The 24501-nt window shown below is 56.2% G+C and carries 21 protein-coding genes, 1 tRNA gene and 1 riboswitch; of the genes, 10 read left to right on the top strand and 12 right to left on the bottom strand.

Annotated features, from left to right (window positions below):
- The first annotated feature begins 145 nt into the window (after positions 1-145).
- Positions 146-694, top strand: coding sequence for a hypothetical protein (locus H1Y61_RS10260; RefSeq protein ID WP_180572539.1), 549 nt, complete (start codon positions 146-148; stop codon positions 692-694).
- Between the two features lie 176 nt (positions 695-870).
- Here the strand turns inward: H1Y61_RS10260 and speB are convergent, their stop codons facing one another.
- A complete protein-coding gene (gene speB / locus H1Y61_RS10255; RefSeq protein WP_180572538.1) occupies positions 871-1926 on the bottom strand; it encodes an agmatinase in 1056 nt (351 codons plus the stop codon).
- A gap of 25 nt (positions 1927-1951) precedes the next feature.
- Positions 1952-3133: an aminotransferase gene (locus H1Y61_RS10250; RefSeq protein ID WP_180572537.1), complete on the bottom strand. Its 1182-nt coding sequence runs from the start codon at positions 3131-3133 to the stop codon at positions 1952-1954.
- 429 nt (positions 3134-3562) lie between these two features.
- Between H1Y61_RS10250 and sthA the strand changes: the two genes are divergently transcribed.
- Positions 3563-4987, top strand: a complete 1425-nt coding sequence (gene sthA / locus H1Y61_RS10245) for a Si-specific NAD(P)(+) transhydrogenase (RefSeq protein WP_180572536.1) — start codon at positions 3563-3565, stop codon at positions 4985-4987.
- Positions 4988-5044: 57 nt separating this feature from the next.
- On the opposite strand, the gene H1Y61_RS10240 is transcribed toward sthA, so the two are convergent.
- From H1Y61_RS10240 to H1Y61_RS10220, 5 genes are all read right to left on the bottom strand, one after another.
- On the bottom strand, positions 5045-5797 hold the full coding sequence (locus H1Y61_RS10240) for an MBL fold metallo-hydrolase (RefSeq protein ID WP_180572535.1): 753 nt from the start codon (positions 5795-5797) through the stop codon (positions 5045-5047).
- A 177-nt stretch (positions 5798-5974) separates the two neighbouring features.
- The gene (gene tig / locus H1Y61_RS10235; protein WP_015916191.1) at positions 5975-7456 is read right to left on the bottom strand and encodes a trigger factor; all 1482 of its coding nucleotides are present in this window, start codon (positions 7454-7456) and stop codon (positions 5975-5977) included.
- 385 nt (positions 7457-7841) lie between these two features.
- Positions 7842-7926: transfer RNA gene (locus tag H1Y61_RS10230), tRNA-Leu, on the bottom strand.
- Positions 7927-8059: 133 nt separating this feature from the next.
- Positions 8060-8641 carry a GDYXXLXY domain-containing protein gene (locus tag H1Y61_RS10225; protein ID WP_180572534.1) on the bottom strand — a complete coding sequence of 194 codons (582 nt, stop codon included), beginning with the start codon at positions 8639-8641 and terminating at the stop codon, positions 8060-8062.
- A complete protein-coding gene (locus H1Y61_RS10220) occupies positions 8641-9750 on the bottom strand; it encodes a DUF2157 domain-containing protein (protein WP_180572533.1) in 1110 nt (369 codons plus the stop codon). Before H1Y61_RS10220 ends, H1Y61_RS10225 begins: the two co-directional genes overlap by 1 nt.
- 632 nt (positions 9751-10382) lie before the next feature.
- Between H1Y61_RS10220 and H1Y61_RS10215 the strand changes: the two genes are divergently transcribed.
- On the top strand, positions 10383-10532 hold the full coding sequence (locus H1Y61_RS10215) for a DUF1127 domain-containing protein (RefSeq protein ID WP_015916194.1): 150 nt from the start codon (positions 10383-10385) through the stop codon (positions 10530-10532).
- A 201-nt stretch (positions 10533-10733) separates the two neighbouring features.
- On the opposite strand, the gene H1Y61_RS10210 is transcribed toward H1Y61_RS10215, so the two are convergent.
- From H1Y61_RS10210 to H1Y61_RS10200, 3 genes are read right to left on the bottom strand one after another with little or no spacing between them, the layout of a single operon-like run.
- The gene (locus H1Y61_RS10210) at positions 10734-11273 is read right to left on the bottom strand and encodes an MOSC domain-containing protein (RefSeq protein ID WP_180572532.1); all 540 of its coding nucleotides are present in this window, start codon (positions 11271-11273) and stop codon (positions 10734-10736) included.
- 1 nt (position 11274) lies between these two features.
- The gene (locus H1Y61_RS10205; RefSeq protein WP_180572531.1) at positions 11275-12582 is read right to left on the bottom strand and encodes a replication-associated recombination protein A; all 1308 of its coding nucleotides are present in this window, start codon (positions 12580-12582) and stop codon (positions 11275-11277) included.
- Positions 12579-13982 carry a DegQ family serine endoprotease gene (locus H1Y61_RS10200; RefSeq protein WP_174110905.1) on the bottom strand — a complete coding sequence of 468 codons (1404 nt, stop codon included), beginning with the start codon at positions 13980-13982 and terminating at the stop codon, positions 12579-12581. Before H1Y61_RS10200 ends, H1Y61_RS10205 begins: the two co-directional genes overlap by 4 nt.
- A 255-nt stretch (positions 13983-14237) precedes the next feature.
- Here H1Y61_RS10200 and H1Y61_RS26690 point away from each other — a divergent pair, with 255 nt between their 5' ends.
- The 5 genes from H1Y61_RS26690 (at position 14238) to H1Y61_RS10175 (ending at position 19484) form a co-directional block, all read left to right on the top strand.
- Positions 14238-14600, top strand: a complete 363-nt coding sequence (locus H1Y61_RS26690; protein ID WP_409363934.1) for a lysozyme inhibitor LprI family protein — start codon at positions 14238-14240, stop codon at positions 14598-14600.
- Positions 14601-14689: 89 nt separating this feature from the next.
- Positions 14690-15199, top strand: coding sequence for a DUF1203 domain-containing protein (locus H1Y61_RS10190; protein ID WP_174110907.1), 510 nt, complete (start codon positions 14690-14692; stop codon positions 15197-15199).
- 20 nt (positions 15200-15219) lie between these two features.
- Entirely contained in the window at positions 15220-16833 is a 1614-nt protein-coding gene (locus tag H1Y61_RS10185) for an asparaginase domain-containing protein (RefSeq protein ID WP_180572530.1), read from the top strand.
- 203 nt (positions 16834-17036) lie between these two features.
- A complete protein-coding gene (locus H1Y61_RS10180) occupies positions 17037-17318 on the top strand; it encodes a PilZ domain-containing protein (protein ID WP_235680682.1) in 282 nt (93 codons plus the stop codon).
- 162 nt (positions 17319-17480) lie between these two features.
- Complete coding sequence (locus tag H1Y61_RS10175) at positions 17481-19484, top strand: bifunctional 2',3'-cyclic-nucleotide 2'-phosphodiesterase/3'-nucleotidase (RefSeq protein WP_180572529.1); 2004 nt, start codon at positions 17481-17483, stop codon at positions 19482-19484.
- Between the two features lie 76 nt (positions 19485-19560).
- Here H1Y61_RS10175 and H1Y61_RS10170 read toward each other — a convergent pair whose 3' ends face one another.
- On the bottom strand, positions 19561-19887 hold the full coding sequence (locus H1Y61_RS10170; protein ID WP_060717018.1) for an HlyU family transcriptional regulator: 327 nt from the start codon (positions 19885-19887) through the stop codon (positions 19561-19563).
- Positions 19888-20036: 149 nt separating this feature from the next.
- Positions 20037-21074 (bottom strand): glycosyltransferase family 2 protein, encoded by a 1038-nt coding sequence (locus tag H1Y61_RS10165; protein ID WP_180572528.1) that lies wholly within the window; start codon positions 21072-21074, stop codon positions 20037-20039.
- 690 nt (positions 21075-21764) lie between these two features.
- Between H1Y61_RS10165 and ilvA the strand changes: the two genes are divergently transcribed.
- Both ilvA and H1Y61_RS10155 read left to right on the top strand, forming a co-directional pair.
- Positions 21765-23015 carry a threonine ammonia-lyase gene (gene ilvA / locus H1Y61_RS10160; RefSeq protein ID WP_180572527.1) on the top strand — a complete coding sequence of 417 codons (1251 nt, stop codon included), beginning with the start codon at positions 21765-21767 and terminating at the stop codon, positions 23013-23015.
- Between the two features lie 185 nt (positions 23016-23200).
- Positions 23201-23309, top strand: a riboswitch (guanidine-I (ykkC/yxkD leader).
- Positions 23310-23379: 70 nt separating this feature from the next.
- Complete coding sequence (locus H1Y61_RS10155) at positions 23380-24453, top strand: putative urea ABC transporter substrate-binding protein (RefSeq protein ID WP_180572526.1); 1074 nt, start codon at positions 23380-23382, stop codon at positions 24451-24453.
- The last annotated feature ends 48 nt before the right edge of the window (positions 24454-24501 follow it).

The raw sequence follows: 24501 nt of genomic DNA, 5'->3' as shown, positions 1-24501 counted from the left end.
AAATTTCGCAAAATATCTTTCAAGACATCTCGTGTGGGATAAAGAGCGCAAACCACATTGAGACCATGGCGACTAAGGAAATATTAACCATCCTTGCACTATAAATCAGCCAACAAGTGTTCGTCGATTACGCCAAGGAAAGCCGATGCCGCACCGTTTCTCTTTGCTACTCGGCAGTTTTGCCGTTGCCTGCGCCATTGCCCTTCCGGCAGGCGTTGCTGATGCAGCCCAGAAAGATCGCCAGTTCTTCGAATCCGTTTCCGGCGTCTGGAGCGGACCGGGCGAAATCGTCGCTGGAAAGTACAAGGGTACAAAATTCAACTGCAATCTGACGGGTGAGCCTGTCGAAGGTGCAGAGGCTGGCATCAAACTGGGCGGGACGTGCCGGGTCGGCGTGTTTTCCCAACCGATGAATGCAGTGATTTCAATGAAGGGCGGCGCCTACAGCGGCCAGTTCCTCGACGGTGCCGAAGGCAAAGGCCTCGACATCATCTCCGGCCAGGTGAATGGCGATAAAGTAGTCATGGGCATTAACCGCGCCAAACTGAACGGTGCCATGGTCGCCAGCATCGAAGACGATAAGGCCATGAACGTCACCATTTCCGTCAAGGTCGAAGACCGGATGATCCCGGTCATTGGTTTGCGGCTCAATCGCCAGGTTGACCAGTTGGCCGTCGGCTCGATCAAGAAATAAACGGGCCTTCCATGGTGGTAACAGTTTCCAGACCCGGCATTGAAAGATTGCCGGGTTTTTAGTTATTGAATAAATAGACATCCACCTTCGGGGGAGTTTTAGTTCCTTCATAAAAAGGTGTGAGAGACCTAATCACCCCCTCGCCCCGCCTTTATCCTTACCACGTCTTGAAATGCCTATTCTTTGCCAATGGACGGACTGAAAACCATCAGGCTGAGGATTTCGAACAGCACCTGTGCCCCCGCCTGTGCCGTATTTGTGGTGCTGTCATATTGCGGCGCGACTTCCACCACATCGCCACCGACAAGGTTGACACCTTTCAGACCGCGCAGCAGTTCCAGCACCTCACGTGTGGTCAAGCCACCGACCTCGGGCGTGCCGGTTCCTGGCGCAAAGGCCGGATCGAGACTGTCGATATCAAAAGACAGATAGATCGGACCATCCCCGACCACCTGCAAAGCCTTGGCGATCACCGCTGGAATACCAAGCGCTGAAATCTCCTCGGCATGAATAACCGTCATGCCGCTTTCATAGCTGAATTCCCAGAGATATTCCGCCGGTCCACGAATGCCGATCTGCACCGTGCGCGTCGGGTCCAATACGCCGTCCAGCACCGCATTGCGAAATGGGCCGCCATGGTGAAATTTGGTTTGATCAAACTGGCCGCTGGTGTCGCAATGGGCGTCGATATGAATAAGCCCGACCGGTCGGTCTTTCCCGACGGCCTTCAGGATCGGATGCGTAATTGAGTGATCGCCGCCGACGCTAAGCGGCACCACTCCTTGTGTCACCATCTGACCGATACGGTGTTCAATATCGACATGGCTCTGTTCCAGTCGATAGCGGCTGGCAAACGGCACATCACCGACATCCGCCACCTTCAACTCATGCACAGGCGCGCAATCCAGCACATGATTATACGGTCCGATCCGCTCAATGGTGCGCAAGGCACGCGGCCCGAAGCGGGAACCAGGACGGTTGGTGACGCCGAGATCCATCGGCACACCGATGATACCCACGTCCAGACCGCCAAAATCCGGATTGTCCGCTTCGACCTGTCGATAGGAAGCCGATAGAAATGTCGGAATGCCGGAATAAGGAGCAAGCCTTGTCCCCTTACTGTCAAAGATCTTCTCCGCCACCCGCTTGAAGCGGGGATCAAACACTTCCCCGCCGGTTTCGCCGCCATATTTACGTCGCAGCGCGTCGAGCTTTTCATTGTCGAAGGCCATAATCGTCACCTTTTCCAGACAGGGTTCAACCAGCCAACGTAAATGTCCTCAACCGCTCCGGCAATGTCTCGATGGTCGGGCAACCGACATTGGCGAAGGCAAGCCGCAGATACCCCTCCTGCCGCGACCCGAAAAAACCGCCTGGAACCGTCAGAATGCCCGCCCGCCGCGCCAATTGCTCTGCGACATCGATGGAGGCGGCATGTGCGAACGGATGACGGGCAAAGGCAAAATAAGCGCCGATCGATGCCAAGTGCCATTCTGGTAAAAGGTCGAAGGCTTGGCGTAGCGCAGCCGTTCGCCGGGCGATCTCGGCGGCGTTTTCCGCCCGCCAGCCATCCAGAACCGGTAAAGCCTTGGCAAGCGCGATCTGGGCAGCGCGCGGCGCGCAGATCTGCAAATTATCCATAATCTTGGCGACTTGCTCCACCACAGGTCCGCCAGCGCAAATCGCCGCCAGACGATGACCGGGGATGGCGAAGGATTTCGAAAAACTGTAAATCTGGATCAGACCTTCCGGCCAATCCGGCTGCGAAAACAGCTCATGCGGCCTGCCGAATTCAGGATCGAGAAAATCGCGGTAGGTTTCATCGACAATCAGCCAGACGCCATGGGCGCGGCAGAGCCGGTAGAGATCGGCAAGCAATTCCTTCGGATAGATCGCACCGGTCGGATTGTTGGGCGTTACCAACGCCAGCGCCTTGATGCCGCTTTTCACCACCTGTTCCGCCCGGTCAAGATCCGGCAGGAAACCGTTGTCGCTGTCGCAGGGCAAGGCAACCGTTTCGATGCCCAGCATGGCGAGCGTCGTATCGTGGTTGAAATAGAAGGGATCGGTCAGCGCTATCCTTTCGCCCGCCCCCGCCAGTGCCATAGCCGCACAGATGAAGGCCTGGTTTGCACCAGCGGTAATGTGAATCTGCTCTGGCGTAAAATCTGCACCGTAAAGATCGGACAGATGCGTGCAATAAGCCTGCCTGAGAACCAGTTCACCTTCGATTGCCCCATAGCCGCAGGCTTCGGCAGACCCCGCCGCTTGTGCGAGCCAGCCCAGCAGATCGGTATGCGGTGGATGGCCCGGTGCGGCCTGTGACAGATCGATCAAGGGTCCAGCCGCTCCATCATAAGCGCGTCCCCAACCGAAAACCGAGGGAATGGGCGGCGTCGCGAGCCGTGCGACACGCGGATTAAAGGGGGCAAGAGACATGGGCAGATCCATATTGGCGGGAGGAACACCAAATATATAGGCTGTCCCGACCGGGTGGCGCAATCACTGAGCCACTACAACGCCATGCGACCTATATGGCGCACAAAGGTTCGCTGTAGCTCTCTATGGATTGCTGGATATTCTTCCACAGCAGCCCCGAAAATCGCCATCTACTCGACATATCAAGCTGATAGCACCATTTCCGGATTCGTTTCATGAACAATCCGATTCTTTAGCCGCGGCTCCTCGTGCCGTACGAGCCCCTCAAAGACCCAGTTTTTTAAGGGGATTTTTTGTGTGCAGTGCAATGCGGGATAACCAAACAGTTAGAATGCTCTGCTACATTGTCGTGATTGGCATACGCAATTGCGTTGCGAGACAAGCCAGGCAACGGTCAAAGCAGGCCGGTAGCAAACAGGAAGAACGGATATGTACCAGTATGATCTCGTGGTAATCGGCAGCGGTCCCGCAGGACGCCGGGCTGCCATTCAGGCCGCCAAGCTTTCCAAGAAGGTCCTGGTCATCGAGCGCGGCGGTCATGTCGGCGGGGTCTCCGTCCATACCGGCACCATCCCTTCCAAAACGCTGCGTGAAACGGCTCTCAACCTGACCGGCTGGCGCGAGCGCGGATTCTATGGCCGCTCCTACCGCGTCAAGCAGGAAATCAGCGCCGATGACCTTCGCCGTCGCCTACTGATCACCCTCGACCATGAAGTCGATGTGCTGGAACATCAGTTTTCCCGTAACCGCGTGCAGCAATTGCGCGGTCACGCGATCTTCCTTGATGCACACACGCTTGAGGTCACCAAGGAAGACGGCGAAGTGCAGCGTGTCAGCGCCAATGCAATCCTGCTGGCAGTTGGCACCCGCCCGCACCGGCCTGCCCATATCGCCTTCGATGGAGTCAGCATTCTCGACAGCGACGACATCGTTCATATCAAGGACGTGCCCCGTTCCATGGTGGTGATCGGCGCGGGCGTTATCGGCATCGAATATGCGACGATCTTCAGCGCTCTGGATACCCAGGTGACGGTGGTCGAGCCACGCGACAACATGCTGGATTTCATTGACAAGGAAATCGTCGAGGACTTTTCCTACCAGCTCCGTGACCGCAACATGAAGCTGATCTTCGGACAATCGGCAGAAAAGGTCGAAAAGGAAGATGGCAAATGTCGGGTGACGCTGAAGAATGGCCGGGTGCTGAATTCCGAAATGGTGCTGTTTGCCGCAGGCCGCGTCGGCGCCACCGATACGCTGAACCTTGCAGCCTGCGGGCTGGAAGCTGATAACCGTGGCCGGTTGAAGGTCAATCCGGAGACGTTCCAGACCGATGTCCCCAATATCTATGCGGCCGGTGACGTGGTTGGTTTTCCGAGTCTGGCCTCCACATCGATGGAACAGGGCCGTATTGCCGCCCGCCATGCCGTTGGCGCCCCTTCCGGCGAACCGCCGCAATATTTCCCCTATGGGATTTATGCCGTGCCCGAGATTTCCACCTGTGGACTGACCGAGGAAGAGGTCAAGCAACGCGCCATTCCCTATGAATGCGGCATTGCCCATTTCCGCGAGACCTCACGCGGCCATATCATGGGCCTCGATAGCGGCATGTTGAAAATGATCTTCTCGCTGAAAACCCGCCGCCTGCTCGGCGTTCATATCGTTGGCGAAGGCGCAACCGAACTGGTCCATATCGGCCAGGCCGTGCTGAACCTGAAGGGAACAGTGGAATATTTCGTCGAAAACACCTTCAATTACCCGACGCTGGCAGAGGCCTATAAAATCGCCGGACTGGACGCCTGGAACCGGATGGGAGAACTGAAGGTCGAAAAAACCGTGAAAAATGCGGCGCAATAGGCTCGAAAACCTGGCATTCGCCCGAGCTAAACCGCTTAGTACTTTTGCGGGAATCGCCTAGAAAACCAGGCTGGCGCCATCAGCGGGAATGTAGAGCCTTGCTCTCACCTCTGGCGCTTGCCTCTGTGCGGCGGCGGCAAGATCGGCGCGACTGACAGTGGCGTGGTCAACGGCGTCGAGATGAGTAGCTATGACCATGGCTTGCGGCGCAAGGTGCAAGACCTCCATCACCATGGCGGCATCCATTACCAGCGGTCCACAGCCGTTCCATTCCGCACCGCAGGCGTGAACGACGATCACATCCGGGCGGTGATCAACAAGCACCTGCCGCACCGCATCGCACAGGATGGTGTCGCCAGCCCAGTAAAGCACCGGCTCACCGGTGGCACGCAGCAGGAAGCCACTGACGTCTCCCATATCCGCCAGAACCTCAGGCGGCCCATGCTGGCCATCTGTCGTTTCCAGACGCACGTCGCCAAGCTGTGTGGCACTTTCAATCCCCATCACCCGCGAAAAGCCCATACCACGGATCGCTGCCACATCACGTGGGTGGCAGAATAATGAGATGTCAGGTGGCAATAGCTGTTTGGCAACAGCGTCGAAATGATCGGAGTGAAGATGCGAAACCAGCACCGCGTCAATGCCGTAAATCACCTGCTCGACCGGGATTGGCAGATCGACCAGTGGCGAGGCCAAGGCCCCGCGATAGCTTCGGCCCTGCCCCTTTGCCGCCAGCCAAGGGTCAATCAGCAGTGTTTGCCCGGCCATCTTTAACCGCAGCGTGGCACTGCGGATCAATTCTATCTCCATGCCGCTCTCCAACACCCACGGATTTTTCTACAGCCTTCTATCAAAGACAATTGATTCTCTGGAAGCACCACCCCTGTCCCATCAAGCCCCACACTACCTTTCAGAACAGCGCTCATCAGCATAAAAAAACCGCCCCGAAGGGCGGTTTTATCATTACCGAAGTCGTAGAAGGGTCGCTTATTCAGCGTCGCCTTCGTCAGCGGCCTTCTTCTTCGCGGCAGCCTTCTTCTTTGGAGCGGCTTCTTCGCCTTCAGCGGAAGCGTCTTCAGCCTTGGCAGCCTTCTTCTTGGCCGACTTCTTGGCAGGCTTGGTGTCGTCGCCGTCTTCGTCTTCAGCCAGCAGTTCTTCCTTGGTCACGGTCTTGTCCGTAACATTGACCTCGGAGATCAGCTTGTCCATGACCTTTTCTTCAAAGATCGGAGCACGCAGCGAGGCGGAAGCGCCGGGCGTGTTACGGAAGAAGTCGATGATCTGCTTTTCCTGGCCTGGGAACTGCTGCAACTGAGCGTAAAGCGCACGCTGCATTTCTTCCTCGGTCACATCGATAGCGGCCTTTTCACCGATTTCGGAGAGAACCAGGCCGAGACGAACGCGACGTTCAGCCAGGGCGCGGTATTCTTCGCGAGCGGCGTCTTCCGTCGTTTCTTCATCTTCGAAGGTCTTGCCGGACTGTTGCAGATCGGTGTTGATCTGGCGCCAGATATTGTCGAATTCGGCATCAACCAGACGCGAAGGCGCTTCGAACTTGTACATCTCGTCCAACTGATCAAGGATCTGACGCTTGATCTTCTGGCGGGTCACATTGCCGTACTGGCTTTCGATCTGGCCGCGAACGATTTCCTTCAGCTTATCAACCGATTCCAGGCCGAGCTTGGTGGCCAGCTCGTCATTGATCTCGGTTTCAGCAGGAGCCGCAACTTCCTTGACGGTGATGTCAAAGGTAGCGTCCTTGCCAGCCAGATTTGCAGCCGGATATTCGGTCGGGAAGGTCACGTTGATGACCTTTTCGTCGCCAGCCTTCAGGCCGACGAGCTGCTCTTCAAAGCCGGGGATGAAGCGGTTGGAGCCGATGACCAGCTCTGCATCTTCGTCCTTGCCACCGTCGAAGGGAACGCCATCGACCTTGCCAAGGTAATCCATGGTGACGCGGTCGCCATCAGCAGCAACACCGTCCTTGGTGGCGAAGGTCCGCGCGCTTTCGGCGATCTTCATGATCTGCTCGTTGACTTCGTCTTCCGACACTTCAACGACTTCGCGGACGATCTTGATGCCGTCGACCGGCTTCAATTCGATAGCGGGAATGACTTCATAGGCAAGCGTGAATTCGAAATCGGCCTGCGCATTGAGGATCTTGTCAGCTTCTGCCTCGTCCTCGGTCATCGCCACTTCCGGCTGGGTCGCGGACTTTTCGCCGCGTTCAGACAGGATGGCGGACGGACGATCACGGACGATTTCGTTGACCAGTTCGGCCATGACCGACTTGCCATACATCTTCTTCAGGTGACCTGCCGGTACCTTGCCTGGACGGAAACCGTTGATGCGAACCTTGTCCTTGACGTCGGCAAGGCGCTCATTCATCTGCGCTTCCATGTCAGCGGCCGGAATGATGACCTTGAGTTCGCGCTTCAGCCCTTCAGCGAGCGTTTCGATAACCTGCATGTTCTAACCTTCGTGTCGTGGCAGCCATGCTCGGACAGCCATGTGTTTCGTTGGCGCCCGTGCCCGGACAGCCGGTTCTTATCGTCTCGGCTGCGAGGCAGCCGGTGGTTTTCCACAGTGCCGTGCGTTTGATAAAACGCACAAGGGACGCTGTAACACTTTAAATTCGCTGCATAATTCCTTGAACCAAGACCGGTTCAAGGAATTATGCAGCCAGCACGCTATCTGCTGATTCAGACGCGGCTGTGTGGCAAACATTTAGCATCTTGCCAGGCAAAGCAGCTCCACAGGCCACGCGTGCAGGCCCCATCACATAGACCCCTAACATACAAACAATGGGCCGGAATGCACGCATTCCCGCCCTCTGCCTTGCTGCCTTACGTTCTGGTGCGGGTAGAGAGACTTGAACTCCCACGCCTTGCGGCACCAGAACCTAAATCTGGCGTGTCTACCAATTTCACCATACCCGCGATCCATCAGAACGTCATGCACTTTGCATGACCCCGCCGGAGCGCGGTCTCTATAACACCCGTTTTTCAACACGCAAAGGAAAAATGACAGTGACATGTCCTCAGCGTGAAATCACATCCCGACAGACATCGGTCAAAAATCCGGTTCCCGATAAACCGGCTGGCCCGCGACGAACAATTGCCGGATCTGCGCCCGTCCCGCATGAGACACCCGTATGGCGATTGAAACCGCACCTTGATTACGCTGTGCCTCGATATCGCGGCCCTCGCCTTCAGGGACATAGAATCGCTCGATCCCGTAATGCACGGTCAAACTGTCTCCGGGCGCCAGAGGCGATGGAAAGGACAGCGGCTCGCTTAACAGCACGACGCTTCCCGGCTTTGCCGGCAGATCGGCGACCGACGCCTCTTCGACCGTGGCAAAGCCATCGGCCTGAGGCACGACACGAACATGCAGACGAACATCCTGCCTGATTGATGGACGAGGACCAATGATCTTTTCTTCAGGAATGCGGGAAATCTGATAATTCAGCACGACAAAATCGCCGCGCAGCAGGTCGCGCGGATCGACCGCCTCGGTCCGCAGCAGGACCTCCTGGCCGTTGCGCAAAACATTGGCCCGCTCGCCAATCTGGTAGCCGATCGCCGCCGTTTGCAGGGCAGCCAGAAGAATCGCCGCGGAAACCAGACGAAAAATATGATTGCGCTGCATCATCACCGCTCCCGTCCTTCAGCCGTCATCGGACGCCTGCGCGTGCCCAGCAGCTTTTCCATCTGGCTGACGCCGAGGGCCAGCAAAGCGACAATCACACCGGCAATCAGGAAAAAGCCCGAGGTCCCCAACAAAGAATCAATTGTTGTAAAGGACAGATAGAGGATCTCGCCTGCGAAAATCAGATAGGCCAGCGCCCGCACCACACCATCATGACGCCCGCGAAGCACAAGGGCCGCAATGGAAATTCCAACCGCAGTGACGGCCACCAGCGCCAGCGGCAAACCGTGATCAAACTCAATATTGAGGATGAAAAGACCCATTGCCGCCAGCAGCAAGGCATGAAAACCGGCAATCTGCACGGACATATACCGGGCAAGCAGCGGCAAGGCTGACGCTGCAAAAGCGGCAACGCCGAGAGCCACATAGGCCATGGCAAGGCCTGGCTGCATGATCTGCGCATAGATCCAGGCAAGCCAGCCAAGAAACAGCAGGCCGGATATATGCTGAACCCGGATGTTGCCTGTGAAAAGTGCCAGCCCGGCCACCAGCGCAGCCGAGAGGGGCGGCGTCCACACCGTCTCTGGCGTCCAGGAAAAGTCGAACTGGTCAAGGGTTGCTGCCGCCAAGCCCAGCGCCAGAACACCAACGAAAGCCGCCATCGCACCGGAGCGAAACAATAGGCAGGACAGGCTTGCCATACCGATCCACAGATAAAGCAGATCGAGAAGGTCACCCGAGAGGTGATACAGTTGCCCCACCAGCGACAGTTCTGCGCCGAAACTGGCTGCTCCCAGCACCAGAAGGGCATGACCCGACGCCTGCCGCCCTTGAGCGAGGCAGAAGGCCGCACCGCCGTGAAAGCCCCAGATCAGCAGAATCAGGCCAGACACCTTCACCAGGCGCGGAATGGCCTGCCAATTGGCCGCCACAAGCAGCAGGATGGCGGCAGAGACCAGCACTGCCGACAGCATGAGCAACACGCCGCCGATATTGAAATTGCCCGCCCGACCATCATGATCCTCGATCATCGCCTCGGCGGCCTGTTTGCTGATCAGGCCCATGCCGGTCCAGCGATCAAGATCTTTCTTCAGTTTCGCCCGATACATCATAGCTCCGTCCGTCGCGGCAGTCCTCTATATAGGCGCCTTTTCAACAATGTCGAAAACCCGATTTCAGCGTCGCAGCAGCGAGAACGATCAGGTTGGCATGGGTATTCAGCCAGCGATAATGACCACATGCGCAAAACGCATAGCTCACATGACAATATCGCACTGCACAAAACCCATAAAAACGATTAGATAAATACCAACAGCAGACGGGAACATCAGTGTTTACGGATGCAGGCAGCGCAAGCTGCAATTCAGTTTCGGCGCAGCATACTCCTCCTCCCAATGCGCGCCGAACGGGCTGACAACCCTCCTCCTCCCAGTTGTCGCCCATTTCAAATGACGCCCGCCGGATCTCCTCCCCCGGTGGGCGTTATTGTTTTCAGCCTCCTCTCCTCCACCGTTCATGAACGACTGAAACCGCTAAAACGCAAATTTTCAAGCAGCGGGATCGTTGTGAGCCAAATCTGCTCGAGAAATAGACAGTTCTTAACAAATCATTGAGGTGCCATGCAATCACAGCATAGGTGCTCCGCTGGAATGGCACTTCATAAGTTATGCCGCAGCGCATATATTCTCCTCAATACATGAAGGGCTGGCCGATTTGCCAGCGAACGCTGAAAAGAGGCAAGACCATGAACATCACTCGCTCGCTGAACAACTGGCGCAAATATCGTCAGACCATTACTGAACTTGGCCGCATGTCGGACCGCGAATTGCACGACCTCGGCATTGGCCGCGACGACATCCGTCGCGTTGCCCGCCATGCCGTCAAGGCTGGCTGATCTACCGGTCAAGTGATCGTCTGAATGAATATATAAAGCGTCGAACATTCCCTTGCGGGTGTTCGGCGCTTTATTTTTTTATAATGCTGCGAGAGATGATCTTCCGTCGCCAGGAAGACCTGGATCGGTAAAATGCGAGCGACGGCGGAGCAAAAAGCCGCCTTATCCTCACAAAAGCCCGCAACTCGTTTTGGGGCGAAGTTAGACCGGCAGCAGAGGCCGATGCGGAGCGCCGGGTTGCTCGACACGGATACTATCACCCGGATGCACCACGCCACCTTCAATGACAACTGCCATGACGCCTGCCTTGCGGATCAGGCTACCGTCCGAGGCTCGGTCCAGCACCGCCTGCATCAAGCCCGGCTGAAAATTATTGATCTGTTTGCAGGGATTGCGAAGACCCGTCACCTCAACCACTGCACCTGAGCCAAAATGCAAACGGCTTCCTTGCTGCAACGCAAGAAGATCGACTCCAACTGTGGTGATGTTCTCGCCAAGATCTCCCGGCTGCACCGAAAAACCCTTATCTCCAAGTTCTCTCAGTAGTTCCGCGTGAATAAGATGAACCTGGCGCAGGTTCGGCTGGCTCGGATCGGCGGCAACCCGGGATCGATGCTGGACCGTGACGCCGAGATGAGCGTCGCCTTCCACACCCAATCCCGCCAGAAGCACGATCTTATCTCGCCCCTGCTTACTGAACACGTGATCTTTGGAAAGGCTGACCGCCTCAACCTTCATCATCTCAATTGCGCTCCCGCCTCAGCTTTGCCCACCAGTCCAGCCGCTTGCGGATATCCCGCTCGAAACCGCGTTCCGGCGGATCGTAAAACGTCTGGCGGCCCATTTTCTCTGGAAAGTAGTCCTGCCCGGAAAAAGCATCCGGCTCGTCGTGGTCATAGCGATAGCCGTCCCCATAGCCCTCGCCCTTCATCAGCTTGGTTGGGGCGTTGAGAATGTGCTTGGGCGGCAGCAGCGAGCCATTTTCCTTGGCGGCGCGCATAGCGGACTTATAGGCGGTATAAACGGCGTTGGATTTCGGCGCGGTGGCGAGATAGACGCAGGCCTGCGCCAGCGCCAACTCTCCCTCCGGTGAGCCGAGATAATCATAGGCATCCTTGGCGGCGTTACAGATCACCAGCGCCTGCGGATCGGCAAGGCCAATATCCTCCACGGCCATACGCACCAGCCTGCGACCGAGATAAAGCGGATCTTCCCCGGCATCGAACATCCGGCAGAGATAATAGAGCGCCGCATCCGGGTCCGAGCCGCGCACGGATTTATGCAGCGCCGAGATCAGATTGTAGTGGCCGTCCTGCCCCTTATCATAGACCGGGGCGCGCCGCTGCACGATCCGTGTCAGCCCCTCGGTATCGAATACCTCTCCATCGCGCGCTGCCCGCCAGACTTCCTCGGCCAGCGTCAGGGCCGCCCGGCCATCACCATCGGCCATGCGGATCAGGCTGGTACGGGCAGGTTCATCCAGCGGCAAAGGTTTTTCCTCGGTCGCTTCCGCCCGTTTCAGCAGCGTCTCGATACTCTCTTCGTCATGTGGCTTGAAGGTCAGCACGCGGGCGCGGGACAAAAGCGCGGCATTCAACTCGAAAGACGGATTTTCCGTGGTGGCGCCGACCAGAATGACCGTGCCATCCTCCATGACCGGCAGGAAACTATCCTGTTGCGCGCGGTTAAAGCGATGGATCTCATCGACGAACAACAATGTCTGGCGACCAGACATGCGCCGGGCGCGGGCGCCCTCAAACACCCGTTTCAGATCCGCCACGCCGGAAAAAATTGCCGAAATCTGCTCGAAGGCCAGATCTGCCTCCCCCGACAGCAGCCGGGCAACAGTGGTCTTGCCAGTGCCAGGCGGCCCCCAAAAGATCATCGATCCCAGAGAGCCGGACGCAATCATCCGGGCCAGAACACCGTCCGGCCCGGTCAGATGATCCTGCCCTGTCACATCAGAGAGCGTTTTCGGCCGCAGCCGATCCGCCAGCGGCCTTCGGGCCGCCATGTCCTCATCCAGTTTCGGGGCAAACAGATCACTCATCGATACATCTGCCGCAGCCGCTGGCCATTGCGATCGATCTCAATCCGCCAATAGGCGGGCGAGCCTGCCGCGATCTTCACCATATCCCGCGACGAGGTAACCTCGGTGCCATTGATGGAGACGATGATGTCACCGGGCTGGAAGCCAAGCCGCTGCGCAACCGAACCATCGGCTACAGCGGTAATCGCCACGCCACTCGTCTGCGTGTTCAGTTTCAGCTCATAAGCAAGACGTGGCGACAGATTGCCGACCGTTGCCCCTTCAAACGGACTGTTGTCCTTTATCACCTGTTCGTCGCGCGGACGGGTCTCCGGTGCACCGGCCAGTGTCAAGGTAATGTCCTTGGGCTTACCATTGTCAATCACGTTCAAAGTGACCGACTTACCAAGGCCTGTTGTCGTCAGGCGGTAGTTTAGGGCATCGGGATGCTCAACAATCACCCCATCCACCGCCGTAATCACCTGCCCGGCCTTGATACCAGCCTTGTCCGCCGGGCCGCCTTCCACCGTCTTGGTGACCAGCGCACCTAAAACCTGTTTCAGACCAAGTGCATCGGCAACATCTGACGTGACCGGCTCGAATGTGGCGCCAACGTAAGGCCGCTCGAACGAGGATTCGCCCTTGTCGGCGGCCTCCAGGAACACTTTGACCAGATTGGCTGGAATTGCGAAACCAACGCCGTTCGAGCCGCCGCCCTTGGAAAAGATCGCGGTATTCAAGCCGATCAACTCGCCATTCATATTCATCAGCGCGCCCCCGGAATTACCGGGATTGATCGACGCATCAGTCTGGATGAAGAAGCCGAAATCGCCTTCCGATACCTGGTTGCGCGCCAGGCCGGAGACAATGCCACTGGTTACCGTCTGGCCCACACCAAAGGGATTGCCGATTGCCAGCACGAGATCGCCGACCTCGATCTTATCCGAATCGGCGATTTTCAGCGTCGGCAAGCTTTCCTTGGCGTCGATTTTCAAGACAGCCAAATCCAGCCGCTCATCCTTCAAAACAACTTTCACCGGATATTCCCGGCCATCGGACAGCGCCACCTTGATATCGTCTGCCCCTGCGATGACGTGAAAATTGGTCATCACCGTGCCGTTCGACTCAACAATCACCCCGGAGCCCAGCGAGGTCTGGCGTTCCGTGCGGTTGGGAAACCGCTGGCCAAAGAATTGCTGGAAAAACGGATCGCCGGCAAAAGGATTGACGCGGCTCTGGACGATTCGCTCGGCATAGACATTGACGACAGCCCCATGGGTCTGCTTGACCAGAGGGGCAAAGGACATCTGCATATCCGCCCGGCTTTGGGGCAGGCTTTTCGCATCCTGCGCCAGTACCGGCGAACCGGCCAGACATGCAAGGACGATGACAGCGGGAGACATCGATTTCAGGCCACGCATACGGGTTTCCTCTTCATTCTCCCAAAACTTGACGGCCAAGTCTTATGGGAGGTTTTCGCAAAGCAAAATAGGCTCTTGGGTGAAAATTGTGGCAAAGCATCGTCATTTCAAGCGCCGAAGGTTCGGTGCAACGACAATAATGAAAACCGAGACGCCACGGCCCATCAAACCGGGGAACATTTGCTGGCGAAGTGCATTTGTAATAGCCTTAACTGCAATAAGCCTGCCTCCCTGAATGACCTGAAAGCCATGACCATGAAAACTGCATCTGCCACCGCCTCGATTTTGTTTATTAGCACCCTGGTGATTGCAGGCATGATGCCCCGCCACGGCGATGCCGCGAGCTTCGATTGTACCAAGACCGATCTGAAGGCAGACGAAAAAGCGATTTGCGACAATCGGGCTCTGAACGATCTCGACGTGAAGATGGTCACCACATTTGAGCTGATTTCCGGCCTGCTGCCCATGGGCAATCGCGGCGAATTGCAGGACCAGCAGACGGCTTGGCTTAAAACCCGCCAGTCCTGCAATGCCGATAGCGACTGCATTACCAAGGCCTATGATGCTCGGTTGAAGGCATTGAAGAGCGTTTACGACAAGATTGAACGCCCACTTTAAGTTTCTTTGCGCGTTGGCAAGAACCGGGTGGCTTCACTCCACCGTCCAGGCAAGAGTTTGGCGCATTCACGTCAAACAGGAGCCAGACAATGCAGACCATCCGCTTTGCCCCCATGCCGTCCACCCTTGCCGAAGCCTACCGGAGCGGTGCGCCGGATGCCTATGGATGCGTGCCGGAGCGCCGCACCTCGCCTGGTGGCAGCTATCAATGCCGCCATTGCCTGGCGCCGATTGCCGAAGGTGCGCCTTACCTGACCCTGGCCTATCGGCCTTTCCCTCATCTACAGCCCTATGCAGAGACCGGACCGATCTTTCTTCATGCCGAGGAATGCGCGGCTTATGATGATGGCGATACCTTACCGCCGATCTTCGAAAGCCCCGATTATATCGTGCGCGGCTATGGCCACGATGACAGGATCGTCTATGGCACCGGCGCCGTTACCGAGACACCCCGGATTGCGGCGCGCGCGCAAGAGCTTCTCCAGGACGAAAAAATCGCCTATGTGCATGTCCGGTCGGCTCGCAACAACTGCTTTCAATGCAGGATCGAGCGGACCCCGGTGGGCGAACATCTGCCGGAGGGATTGGAAACCGCCTAACCACTGCAAGGAGACATGTCTTGAAAATTGGCGTCATCAATACCGGCGGCACGATCAGCTGCGTCGGAAACCCGCTGGCTCCGATGACCAGCGCCCAATTCAAGGCAGCCTGCCAGTCCCATCTCGACCCGATCCTGAAGCAGAAGTATGCCGATCTGGTGCTGGACTATGTGACCGACCTCGCCTTTCCAGAAAGCGAGAGCGGCATGTTGGACAGCACCAATCTGCAACCCTCCGACTGGTGCCTGATTGCCCGCCATATCCTGGAACGCTACGACACGGTGGACGGCTGGATCGTATTGCATGGCACGGATACCATGGATTACAGCGGCACGGCGCTGGCCATGCTGCTGTCGCGCTTTAGTGCCGATGGCACCGTTTTGGCGCAACTCAGCAAGCCGGTGATCCTGACCGGCTCGCAGGTGCCGCTGTTTCATTCCCCTACCCCAGGGGTGATTTCCGGCATGACATTCAATAGTGACGCCTTTCAAAATGTCTGTGGCGCGGTCGCCGCCGCACAGACTGGGCTTGCCGGTGTCAGTGTGTTTTTCGATAGCCAGCTGATGCGCGGCTCGCGGGTGGTGAAAGCCGATGCAAGCCAGTTTCGCGGCTTTTCCAGCCCGAATTTCCCGGTTGTCGGCCAATATGGCATCACCCTCGGCCTCAATGCCGACCTCGCCCCACTGCCGCCCGTATCCTCCGCTGTCAGCCTGGATGATGAAGCCGCGAGGACGGAAACCCTGGCCCAATTGCAGGCCATCACCTCCAACATAAACAAGGCTCCGGTCATCACTCTCGGGGCCTTTCCCGCCTGGTACGATGCCGCCCAAGGTAAGGCGCTGCTGGCCGATATGATCCGCACCTGCGTGGCCCAGGGCATTGGCGGGCTGGTGCTGCAAGCCTATGGCGCAGGCAATTTTCCAAGCGGAAATGCCCGGCAGCCGGACCAGGGCGCTATCTACAAGGCCTTGGAGGAGGCCAACCGAGCGGGCGTGGTGATTGTCGATAATACCCAGGTCCTGCAGGGCGCTGTGGATTATAATACCTATGCCGCAGGGGCCTGGCTGCCCGCCATTGGCGCATTGAACCCGGTGGATATGACCGTCATGGCCTCCTTCGCCAAGCTGACCGTGCTTCTGGCGGCCCGCGATGCAAATGGCTGGTCACTGGACGATGTCAAATATCTGATGCAGATCCCGCTGGTTGGTGAGATGGCCGATATTGCCCGACTGGACAGCCGTAACAAAGCGGTGCTTTTCCCCGGCCAGTCGCTGACCACGTTCAATGGTAGCGCCAGTCTGGTGAATGACCCGGCGCTCGGCCCGCAACTGCGAGACAGCTCCGGCAAGACGCTTTGGTCGATTTTGGGGGCGATGTTGGGCGAAGATGAAAAAACCGCCCTGCCCGGCCGATTGCAGATGCGCGACGATGGAAATCTGGTTTTTTATAACCGCAACAATCAGCCCTTGTGGCAGAGCGAGACCGGTGAGGAAGGCGCCTCTTCACAATTACGTCTTGGACAGCCAGACGAAAACACCGTGTGCTTGAGCGTTTATGATTACAACCACCGCCAAACGCTCTGGAGCAAGACTTTTTTGCTTCCATCCGACAGGTATCAAGACTCGAAGATGTGAACCACAGCGTCGCAAAAAAACAGCCGTTCGTCTGACGTGGTGGGCGGCTTTGATCCGCTTGATGTAAGCGGGAATTTTAACGAGATTTTTTACAGTATTTACAATGATCGCCGTTAAAATGGAAAGGAACCTAGAAAAAAGACTTTCACATGCAAAACAATCTTAAAATGGATATTCGCACAGCCCCACGAAGTCGCTGCCGCATGGATAGTGCCGTGCGCTATATGCGCCAGGTTGCCGATTGCCGGATCATCGATATTTCCCGCTCAGGCTTGGCACTTGAACTCTACACTGCCTTCCACGCAGCAACTGGCAGCACCGTCCTCATCGAAAATGAGGAAATTGGTCTGCTGGAGGGCATGGTCCGCTGGAACCGGGGCGGACGGCTGGGCATTCAGTTTCGCCAGAACAGCAATTCCATTGCGAAGGTCGCCGCTTACTTTCGCAACTTCCACCAGGAAGTGCGCCCGGTCCTGAAACGATAGACCCGATCGCTCCACACAGCTTTGATCGCTCGCGCTAAATGTCACCGGCCAATTTCTGGCGCGCACGGTATTTCAGATTATCATCATCAACCTGTCATGATATGAAGGCAACTGGTTTGCGATGCTCACGCATCGACGATGACATTTGCCAGGAGCCTTCCCATGTCGCCACTCGCACACTTGCGCCCCACCGACCTGCACCCTATTACGCGCCGCTCGCTGTTGGGAGGTTTTGCCGCTGCCAGCGCCCTTGTCGTGCTTCATCCGTTTGCCGCCCGGGCGGCAGCCAATCAGGCGCATTTGCGGTTGATGGAAACCACCGACATCCATGTCAACCTGATGCCCTACGACTATTATGCCGACAAGCCCAATGACACGATGGGCCTGACGCGCACAGCGACGCTGATCGACGAGATCCGGGCCGAAGCTGGCAACTCCATGTTGATCGACAATGGCGATTTGCTGCAAGGCAGCCCGATGGGCGATTACATGGCCTATAAAAAGGGCATCAAGGCCGGTGATCAGCACCCCGTCATGAAGGCCATGAACACGCTGGGCTATGATTGCGGCACGCTTGGCAATCATGAATTCAATTACGGCCTCGACTTCATGTTCAACACGCTGGCGGCGGCGAAATATCCTATTGTCTGCGCCAACCTGACCAAGGGCCAGCTCGCCTCCGATCCGAAAAACGACGCGCTATTCTTCAAGCCTTTTACGATCATTGAAAAGACGATCAAGGACGGTGCGGGTGCCGAGAGTGTGATCAAGGTCGGCTTTATCGGGTTCGTTCCGCCGCAGATCATGCTCTGGGATGCCAAGAACCTTGAGGGCAAGGCCCAGACCCGTGACATCGTCGAGGCGGCTCGTGCGTGGGTACCTGTGATGAAGGAGCAAGGTGCCGATATCGTCATCGCGCTGTCGCATTCCGGTATCGATGGCAGCGGCCAGACAGAAAGAATGGAAAATGCCTCGCTCTACCTGGCCACAGTTGAGGGCATCGATGCGATTTTCACCGGCCATCAACATCTGGTCTTTCCCGGTCCAAAAACCTGGGATGGTGTCCAGGGTGCCGATCCGATCAGGGGAACATTGATGGGTAAGCCCGCGGTCATGGCTGGCTTCTGGGGCTCACATATGGGCCTGATCGACTTCATGCTGGAAAAAGATGGCAATCGCTGGAAAATCGTCGATTTCACCGCTGAGGCACGGCCGATCTATCACCGCGATGACGCCAAGAAAATCATTGCCGATGTCAGGGACAACCAAAACGTCGTGGCCGCCATAAAGGACGAACACGAGGCGACACTGGCTTACGTGCGCACCCCGGTCGGCAAGACATCCGCACCGCTTTACTCCTATTTCGCGCTGGTGGCCGACGACCCATCGGTGCAGATCGTGTCCAATGCCCAGACCTGGTATATCAAGGACATGCTGAAGGAGACGAAGTACAAGGATTATCCTGTCTTGTCAGCCGCAGCGCCGTTCAAGGCTGGCGGCCGCGGTGGCGCCGATTATTATACCGATGTTCCCGCAGGCGATATCGCCATCAAGAATGTCTCGGACCTCTACCTCTATCCAAACACCGTGCAGGCGGTGCTGATAACAGGCGCGCAGGTCAAGAACTGGCTGGAAATGTCGGCTGGCATGTTCAACCAGATCAAGCCTGGATCGAAGGATGCGGCCCTGCTCAATCTCGACTTCCCATCCTACAATTACGATGTGATCGACGGCGTCACCTATGAGATCGACCTGTCGCAACCGACGAAATATGACAAGGATGGCAAAGCGATCAATCCGAATGCAAACCGGATCAAAAACCTGAGCTTTAACGGCAAGCCTATTGATCTTGAGCAGCAATTTGTGGTCGTCACCAACAACTACCGCGCTGGGGGCGGCGGAAAATTCCCTGATCTCGCCTCAGACAAGGTGATTTTCGTCGGCCCGGATACCAATCGCGATGTCATCGTCCGCTATATTGTCGCCCAGGGTACCATCAACCCCTCGGCTGACGGCAATTGGCGCTTTGCCGCGATCCCCGACACGACCGCCAGCTTCCAGACAGGCCCCAAGGGCCGGGCGTTTGCCGCTGAGGTCAAGGGCGCGAAGATCGAGGATGCCGGTGACGGCGCGGACGGTTTTGCCAATTACCGGCTGATTCTGTAAAACAACGATCCAGCTGAAACGCAAAACGCCCGGACCAAATCCGGGCGTTTTGCATGAAAAATTATCCTTAAAATCTTTAAGCGCTGCGATCCTTGGCGCCATCGGCAAACAGCGAAGGTCCGTTCTGGTCGATAATCTGGCGGGCCTTACGGAAGGTGCAATCCAGCGCATCTTCTTTGGATGTAAACATGTCGGCGCGAATGAAGCTGCGGGTCAGCGTTTCACCATTGACGTCCTTTTCGATCCGCCCGGCCAAACGCAACTGGCTGCCTTCCTTGATCGGCTCGGCATAGATCCGACAATCGCCATGCAATTGCGGCTCGGCGGAAACGGACTGCTTCGTCTCATCTGATGATGACGAACCCGAAAACGCCGAAAAAATCTTCGAAAGAAAGGATGCCATTGCAACTGCCCTCTGCCTGCCAACAAATATAATGGCGCAGGGACACTCACGCATCCCGGCCAAGACCAATGTCGTTTGTCGGCAAGCATGGTCATAAAATCAAGCGATTTTGCTCACAGTCTGTCAGAACCGGCGATAAAACGCTGATATCAGGCAACGGCATCCTCAGCAGGCATGGATTTCACTGCGGTTTCATTGGTCATCACACGACGGTTGCGCAGGAAAAACTGGAAACTGGTTGGCGCCCGCATCAGATAACCGGGATAGGCAGCAACCAGCCGCATCAGAACCTTGAAATCCGGCAGGTAGCCTTTGGCCAGGCCACGCAACAAGGCATAGGTATAAGCGCCTTCATAAAGCTTCTGGCGGAACAGAACAGTCTCCGGATCGGCAAGCAAAATAACCGGCATATCCTTGAGATAATTATATTGAAGCGCCAGACAGCCCTGGATCGCCACGGATTTCGGGCTATCCCAGGACACGTTGGACCAGTAGAGATTAACGCCTTCCAGGCAGCTGACATTGATCTTCGGATCGATCACCGTGTCGTTGAACAGGCAAAGCTCGATCCAGAAAACATGATCCTCGCCGGCACTGCGCAGCGCGCCATTGAAACGCAAACCGGCATTTTTCTTGAAGCGGTAAACGACGGTCGATGTCTGCGGGGGGCACTCGCGGATCATCACTTCCGCAAGCTGGCCCTTGCGGAAGGCATGGTAATTGTCGCCGCAAATCAAGTCTTCATCGGAAGCAAGCGCACGGCGCGTGCCGGGAAGACTAATGAAATAGTCGGCATAATACTTGCCGCGAACATGGTTGCAGAAGAAGAAATCACCAAAGACAAGCCCATCCAGGGCACGCTGAATGTGATCGTCGTGCCAGACGTCGTCGGAATCGAGAAAGGCCACATAGTTGACGGGATCGGCTTCAAGATAATCCAGCGCCATATTTCGCGCTTCGCCTGGTCCACCATTGTCTTTTTCAAGCAGAACGATGCACAGATTGGGACCGGCTTCGAAATCAGCAAGTTCCTCTTTGGCGGAAATTGGCGAGCTATCGTCAACGATAACAACGCTTATCTCAACGTCACTGTCTAATTTCTGCGATTTAATCGATTCCAGAGCCCGGGATAAAATTCCCTTCTCTTTCTGGAAAAAGGGGATCACGACAGCAACCGATACACTCATCATACACCTCACGTTGCTTCAACGACACCCTTTGCCACGCATGGTTTTCAAGCCATGTGCAGCCAAGATCTGTTCGGACACCATCACTGGTGCCGCAGCGTTCACGGAAAAATCATTAATACAAAGTTAAGCCTACACAACATTAGTCGAGCCAGCAACATCTAGGAACGTCATTTATTGGGTCTATTTTTTTAAGAATCATGGGAACGAAATCAGCATTACCATTATGTTACACATGTATTTTAAGGGATTTCCCAAATTGGGACAGCACTGTTAAAGCAGTAAAATTAGGAAAAACTATTCGAAATCAACATTTTGGTAAATTGATATGTATCACCCCCCTTATTGTTGGGGATTTTTTACAAACCATAAGTGGATCTATTCTAGTCAATGCAACCGAATATGATTACCTGCTTGACTGTAAAAAACGGAACTTATGGTAAATTTCTTGATAGCGAGGGCTTATGATCCATATCGAGACATGGACTGAGGCTTTTACAGTGGTGCTTAGAACCCTGCTCTTCCTGCTTTCGCTCCAGTAGAGCGCGTCAGCAACGTCGTTCGCCTATACCCTGCCGAGGTAAAACCGTATTTTTCACTATCTGCGGCAGGATTGCTTAAAGCAGTTTCAACTTCGGGATCGATGCGTTAGCAGATAGCACTGATATTGCCGATGCTGGAAACCAGACCATGACAAAAACTGCCGTCCAAGATGCCGTTCATGCCCTTCGCGACCTTTTCCCCGCGACACCACTGCAATTGAGCGAGCACTTGAGCACGTTGTTCAATGCCAACATTTATCTGAAGCGTGAGGACCTGACGCCGGTGCGCTCCTATAAGGTACGCGGCGCCTATAACTTCTTCCGCAAGGTTATTGCCCTGGGGCAGATCGACAAGATGTTCGTCTGCGCCTCAGCCGGCAATCATGCGCAAGGCTTCGCCTTCGCCTGCCGTCACTTCGGCGTGCATGGCGTGGTGTTCATGCCGGTGACCACGCCGCAGCAGAAAATCGACAAGACCCGCAAGTTCGGTGCCGAGTTCATTACCATAAGGCTGATCGGCGATATCTTCGACCAATGCTACAAGGCCGCCCGCGACTATGTAGAGGAAGCCGACGGCCTGATGGTGCCGCCTTTCGACCATGCCGACATCATCGAAGGCCAGGCAACCGTTGCTGCCGAAATTCTGGAGCAACTACCGGAAGAGGTCACACCCGATCTGGTGGTCATGCCCGTCGGTGGCGGCGGCTTGAGTGCGGGCATGACGGGCTATCTAGCCGAAGACCTGCCGCCATCAGCCTTTCTGTTTGCCGAGCCGGTCGGCGCGCCAAGCCTGAAACGCTCGTTGGAAGCGGGTGAAGTCATCACCCTGCCCAAGGTCGATAATTTTGTCGACGGTGCCGCCGTGGCGCGAATCGGCGATGCCAATTTTGCGGCCCTGAAACACTTCCCGCCCGCTCAGGTCATGCTGGTGCCAGAAAATGCGATTTGCGGGACGATCATTGACATGCTGAATGTCGAAGGCGTGGTGCTGGAACCGGCGGGTGCCTTGGCGATTGCCACACTCGGCCTGCTGGAGCACTCATCCATCGAGGGCAAGACCGTGGTGCTTGTCGTCTCCGGTGGCAATTTCGATTTCGAGCGCCTGCCCGACGTGAAAGAACGCGCCATGCGCTATGCTGGCTTGAAGAAATATTTCATTCTGCGCCTGCCGCAGCGGCCCGGCGCGTTGCGCGATTTTCTCAATTTGCTTGGCCCGGAAGACGATATCGCCCGGTTTGAATATCTGAAGAAATCCGCCCGCAATTTCGGCTCGATCCTGATCGGCATTGAAACGACGGATGCCTCGAATTTTTCCGGCCTGTTGCAGCGGTTCGAAGAGAATGGTCTCGGCTATGAAGACATCACCGAAAACGACATCCTGGCCAATCTGATCATCTGACGATGTTTAAAATTGCACCTTTGCCTGCTTAAAATTTAATGTCCTGCCGCATTTGCAGGACAACAATTGCAGATTACAGAACAGTAGATTTGGAGAAATAGCCGGAAAACAAAGGATAAACAGCTAAAACTCCAAAAAAGCTCGATCCATTGCCAAGCTGGCACAAGAGTTGCTTCTGTACAGCCAGAGTTGGCAGCTAGGGTTCCGGCGCGAGAAGCGTGACTGGTCCGAGAGCAGCCACCGGCGGGGGAGACATCCCTGTCGGGTGCACGGCGGGATAAAAGCCCGGGAGACCTCGTTAGCCAAGGGATTGGCGGCGTTGGTCTATGCCGATCCCTTTTGAAAAAAGCAAAAGGGGAAATTCATGCGCCTGTTATCAAAACTTATTTCTGTTTCTACACTGTCCGTAGCCATGTCGCTGGGCGGACTTATACCAGCCGATGCCGCGCCCAAGAAGGAGTTCAAGGTCGCCTGGTCGATCTATGTCGGCTGGATGCCCTGGGGCTATGCCAGCGACCATGGCATCGTCAAGAAATGGGCCGATAAATACGGCATCAAGATCGATGTCACCCAGTTCAACGATTACGTGGAATCGATGAACCAATATACCGCCGGTGCCTTCGACGCGGTGACGCTGACCAATATGGACGGTCTGTCGATTCCCGCCGCCGGCGGAGTCGATACCACGACGGTGATCGTCGGCGACTTTTCCAATGGCAATGACGCGGTCATCTTGAAGGGTAAGGACAAGCTTGCCGATATCAAAGGCCAGAACGTCAATCTGGTTGAGTTTTCCGTCTCGCATTATCTCTTGGTGCGGGCGCTGGAGAGCCTCAAAATGACGGAAAAAGACGTGAAGGTGGTCAACACGTCGGATGCCGACATGGTCGCCGCCTATAAGACCGATGACGTGACCTCAGTCGTCACCTGGAACCCGCTGGTCTCGACCATTCTCGAAGACCCGACCGCCAAAAAAGTGTTCGACAGCTCGCAAATCCCCGGCGAAATCATGGACTTGATGGTCGCCAATACAGAAGTCCTCAAGGACAATCCGGATTTCGGCAAGGCGCTGGCCGGAATCTGGTACGACACGGTCAAGCTGATGATGGCCGACACCGCAGAGGGCAAAGCTGCCCGCGAAGAGATGGGCAAGGCGTCCGGCACAGATCTCAAGGGCTTTGACAGCCAGTTGGCCGCCACCAAGCTGTTCGATAAGGCAGCGGATGCCAGCGCCTTCACCACCTCGCCGGTGCTGCCGAAAACCATGGATCTGGTGCGCAATTTCCTGTTTGAAAAAGGCCTGCTCGGCAATGGTGCTCCCTCTGCCGATATTATTGGCATTGAAATGCCCGATGGCAAGGTGCTTGGCGACAAGGCCAATGTGAAGTTCCGCTTCACAACCACCTATATGGATGCCGCCGCCAAGGGCGCGCTCTGAAACTTATCCGGGACGCATATCCGGGGGCGGGTGATCGCCCGCCCCACC

The organism is Agrobacterium vitis, assembly GCF_013426735.1.
Classification (GTDB): domain Bacteria; phylum Pseudomonadota; class Alphaproteobacteria; order Rhizobiales; family Rhizobiaceae; genus Allorhizobium; species Allorhizobium vitis_D.
Note: the sequence above shows the minus strand (reverse complement) of the source record. Positions and strands in the feature narration are given on the sequence as shown.

Bases quoted from the DNA above. Each gene is read 5' to 3' on its own strand.
- H1Y61_RS10260 (WP_180572539.1), top strand. From the start codon at position 146: ATGCCGCACCGTTTCTCTTTGCTACTCGGCAGTTTTGCCGTTGCCTGC.
- speB (WP_180572538.1), bottom strand. From the start codon at position 1,926: ATGGCCTTCGACAATGAAAAGCTCGACGCGCTGCGACGTAAATATGGC.
- H1Y61_RS10250 (WP_180572537.1), bottom strand. From the start codon at position 3,133: ATGTCTCTTGCCCCCTTTAATCCGCGTGTCGCACGGCTCGCGACGCCG.
- sthA (WP_180572536.1), top strand. From the start codon at position 3,563: ATGTACCAGTATGATCTCGTGGTAATCGGCAGCGGTCCCGCAGGACGC.
- H1Y61_RS10240 (WP_180572535.1), bottom strand. From the start codon at position 5,797: ATGGAGATAGAATTGATCCGCAGTGCCACGCTGCGGTTAAAGATGGCC.
- tig (WP_015916191.1), bottom strand. From the start codon at position 7,456: ATGCAGGTTATCGAAACGCTCGCTGAAGGGCTGAAGCGCGAACTCAAG.
- H1Y61_RS10225 (WP_180572534.1), bottom strand. From the start codon at position 8,641: ATGATGCAGCGCAATCATATTTTTCGTCTGGTTTCCGCGGCGATTCTT.
- H1Y61_RS10220 (WP_180572533.1), bottom strand. From the start codon at position 9,750: ATGATGTATCGGGCGAAACTGAAGAAAGATCTTGATCGCTGGACCGGC.
- H1Y61_RS10215 (WP_015916194.1), top strand. From the start codon at position 10,383: ATGAACATCACTCGCTCGCTGAACAACTGGCGCAAATATCGTCAGACC.
- H1Y61_RS10210 (WP_180572532.1), bottom strand. From the start codon at position 11,273: ATGATGAAGGTTGAGGCGGTCAGCCTTTCCAAAGATCACGTGTTCAGT.
- H1Y61_RS10205 (WP_180572531.1), bottom strand. From the start codon at position 12,582: ATGAGTGATCTGTTTGCCCCGAAACTGGATGAGGACATGGCGGCCCGA.
- H1Y61_RS10200 (WP_174110905.1), bottom strand. From the start codon at position 13,982: ATGCGTGGCCTGAAATCGATGTCTCCCGCTGTCATCGTCCTTGCATGT.
- H1Y61_RS26690 (WP_409363934.1), top strand. From the start codon at position 14,238: ATGAAAACTGCATCTGCCACCGCCTCGATTTTGTTTATTAGCACCCTG.
- H1Y61_RS10190 (WP_174110907.1), top strand. From the start codon at position 14,690: ATGCAGACCATCCGCTTTGCCCCCATGCCGTCCACCCTTGCCGAAGCC.
- H1Y61_RS10180 (WP_235680682.1), top strand. From the start codon at position 17,037: ATGGATAGTGCCGTGCGCTATATGCGCCAGGTTGCCGATTGCCGGATC.
- H1Y61_RS10175 (WP_180572529.1), top strand. From the start codon at position 17,481: ATGTCGCCACTCGCACACTTGCGCCCCACCGACCTGCACCCTATTACG.
- H1Y61_RS10170 (WP_060717018.1), bottom strand. From the start codon at position 19,887: ATGGCATCCTTTCTTTCGAAGATTTTTTCGGCGTTTTCGGGTTCGTCA.
- H1Y61_RS10165 (WP_180572528.1), bottom strand. From the start codon at position 21,074: ATGAGTGTATCGGTTGCTGTCGTGATCCCCTTTTTCCAGAAAGAGAAG.
- ilvA (WP_180572527.1), top strand. From the start codon at position 21,765: ATGACAAAAACTGCCGTCCAAGATGCCGTTCATGCCCTTCGCGACCTT.
- H1Y61_RS10155 (WP_180572526.1), top strand. From the start codon at position 23,380: ATGCGCCTGTTATCAAAACTTATTTCTGTTTCTACACTGTCCGTAGCC.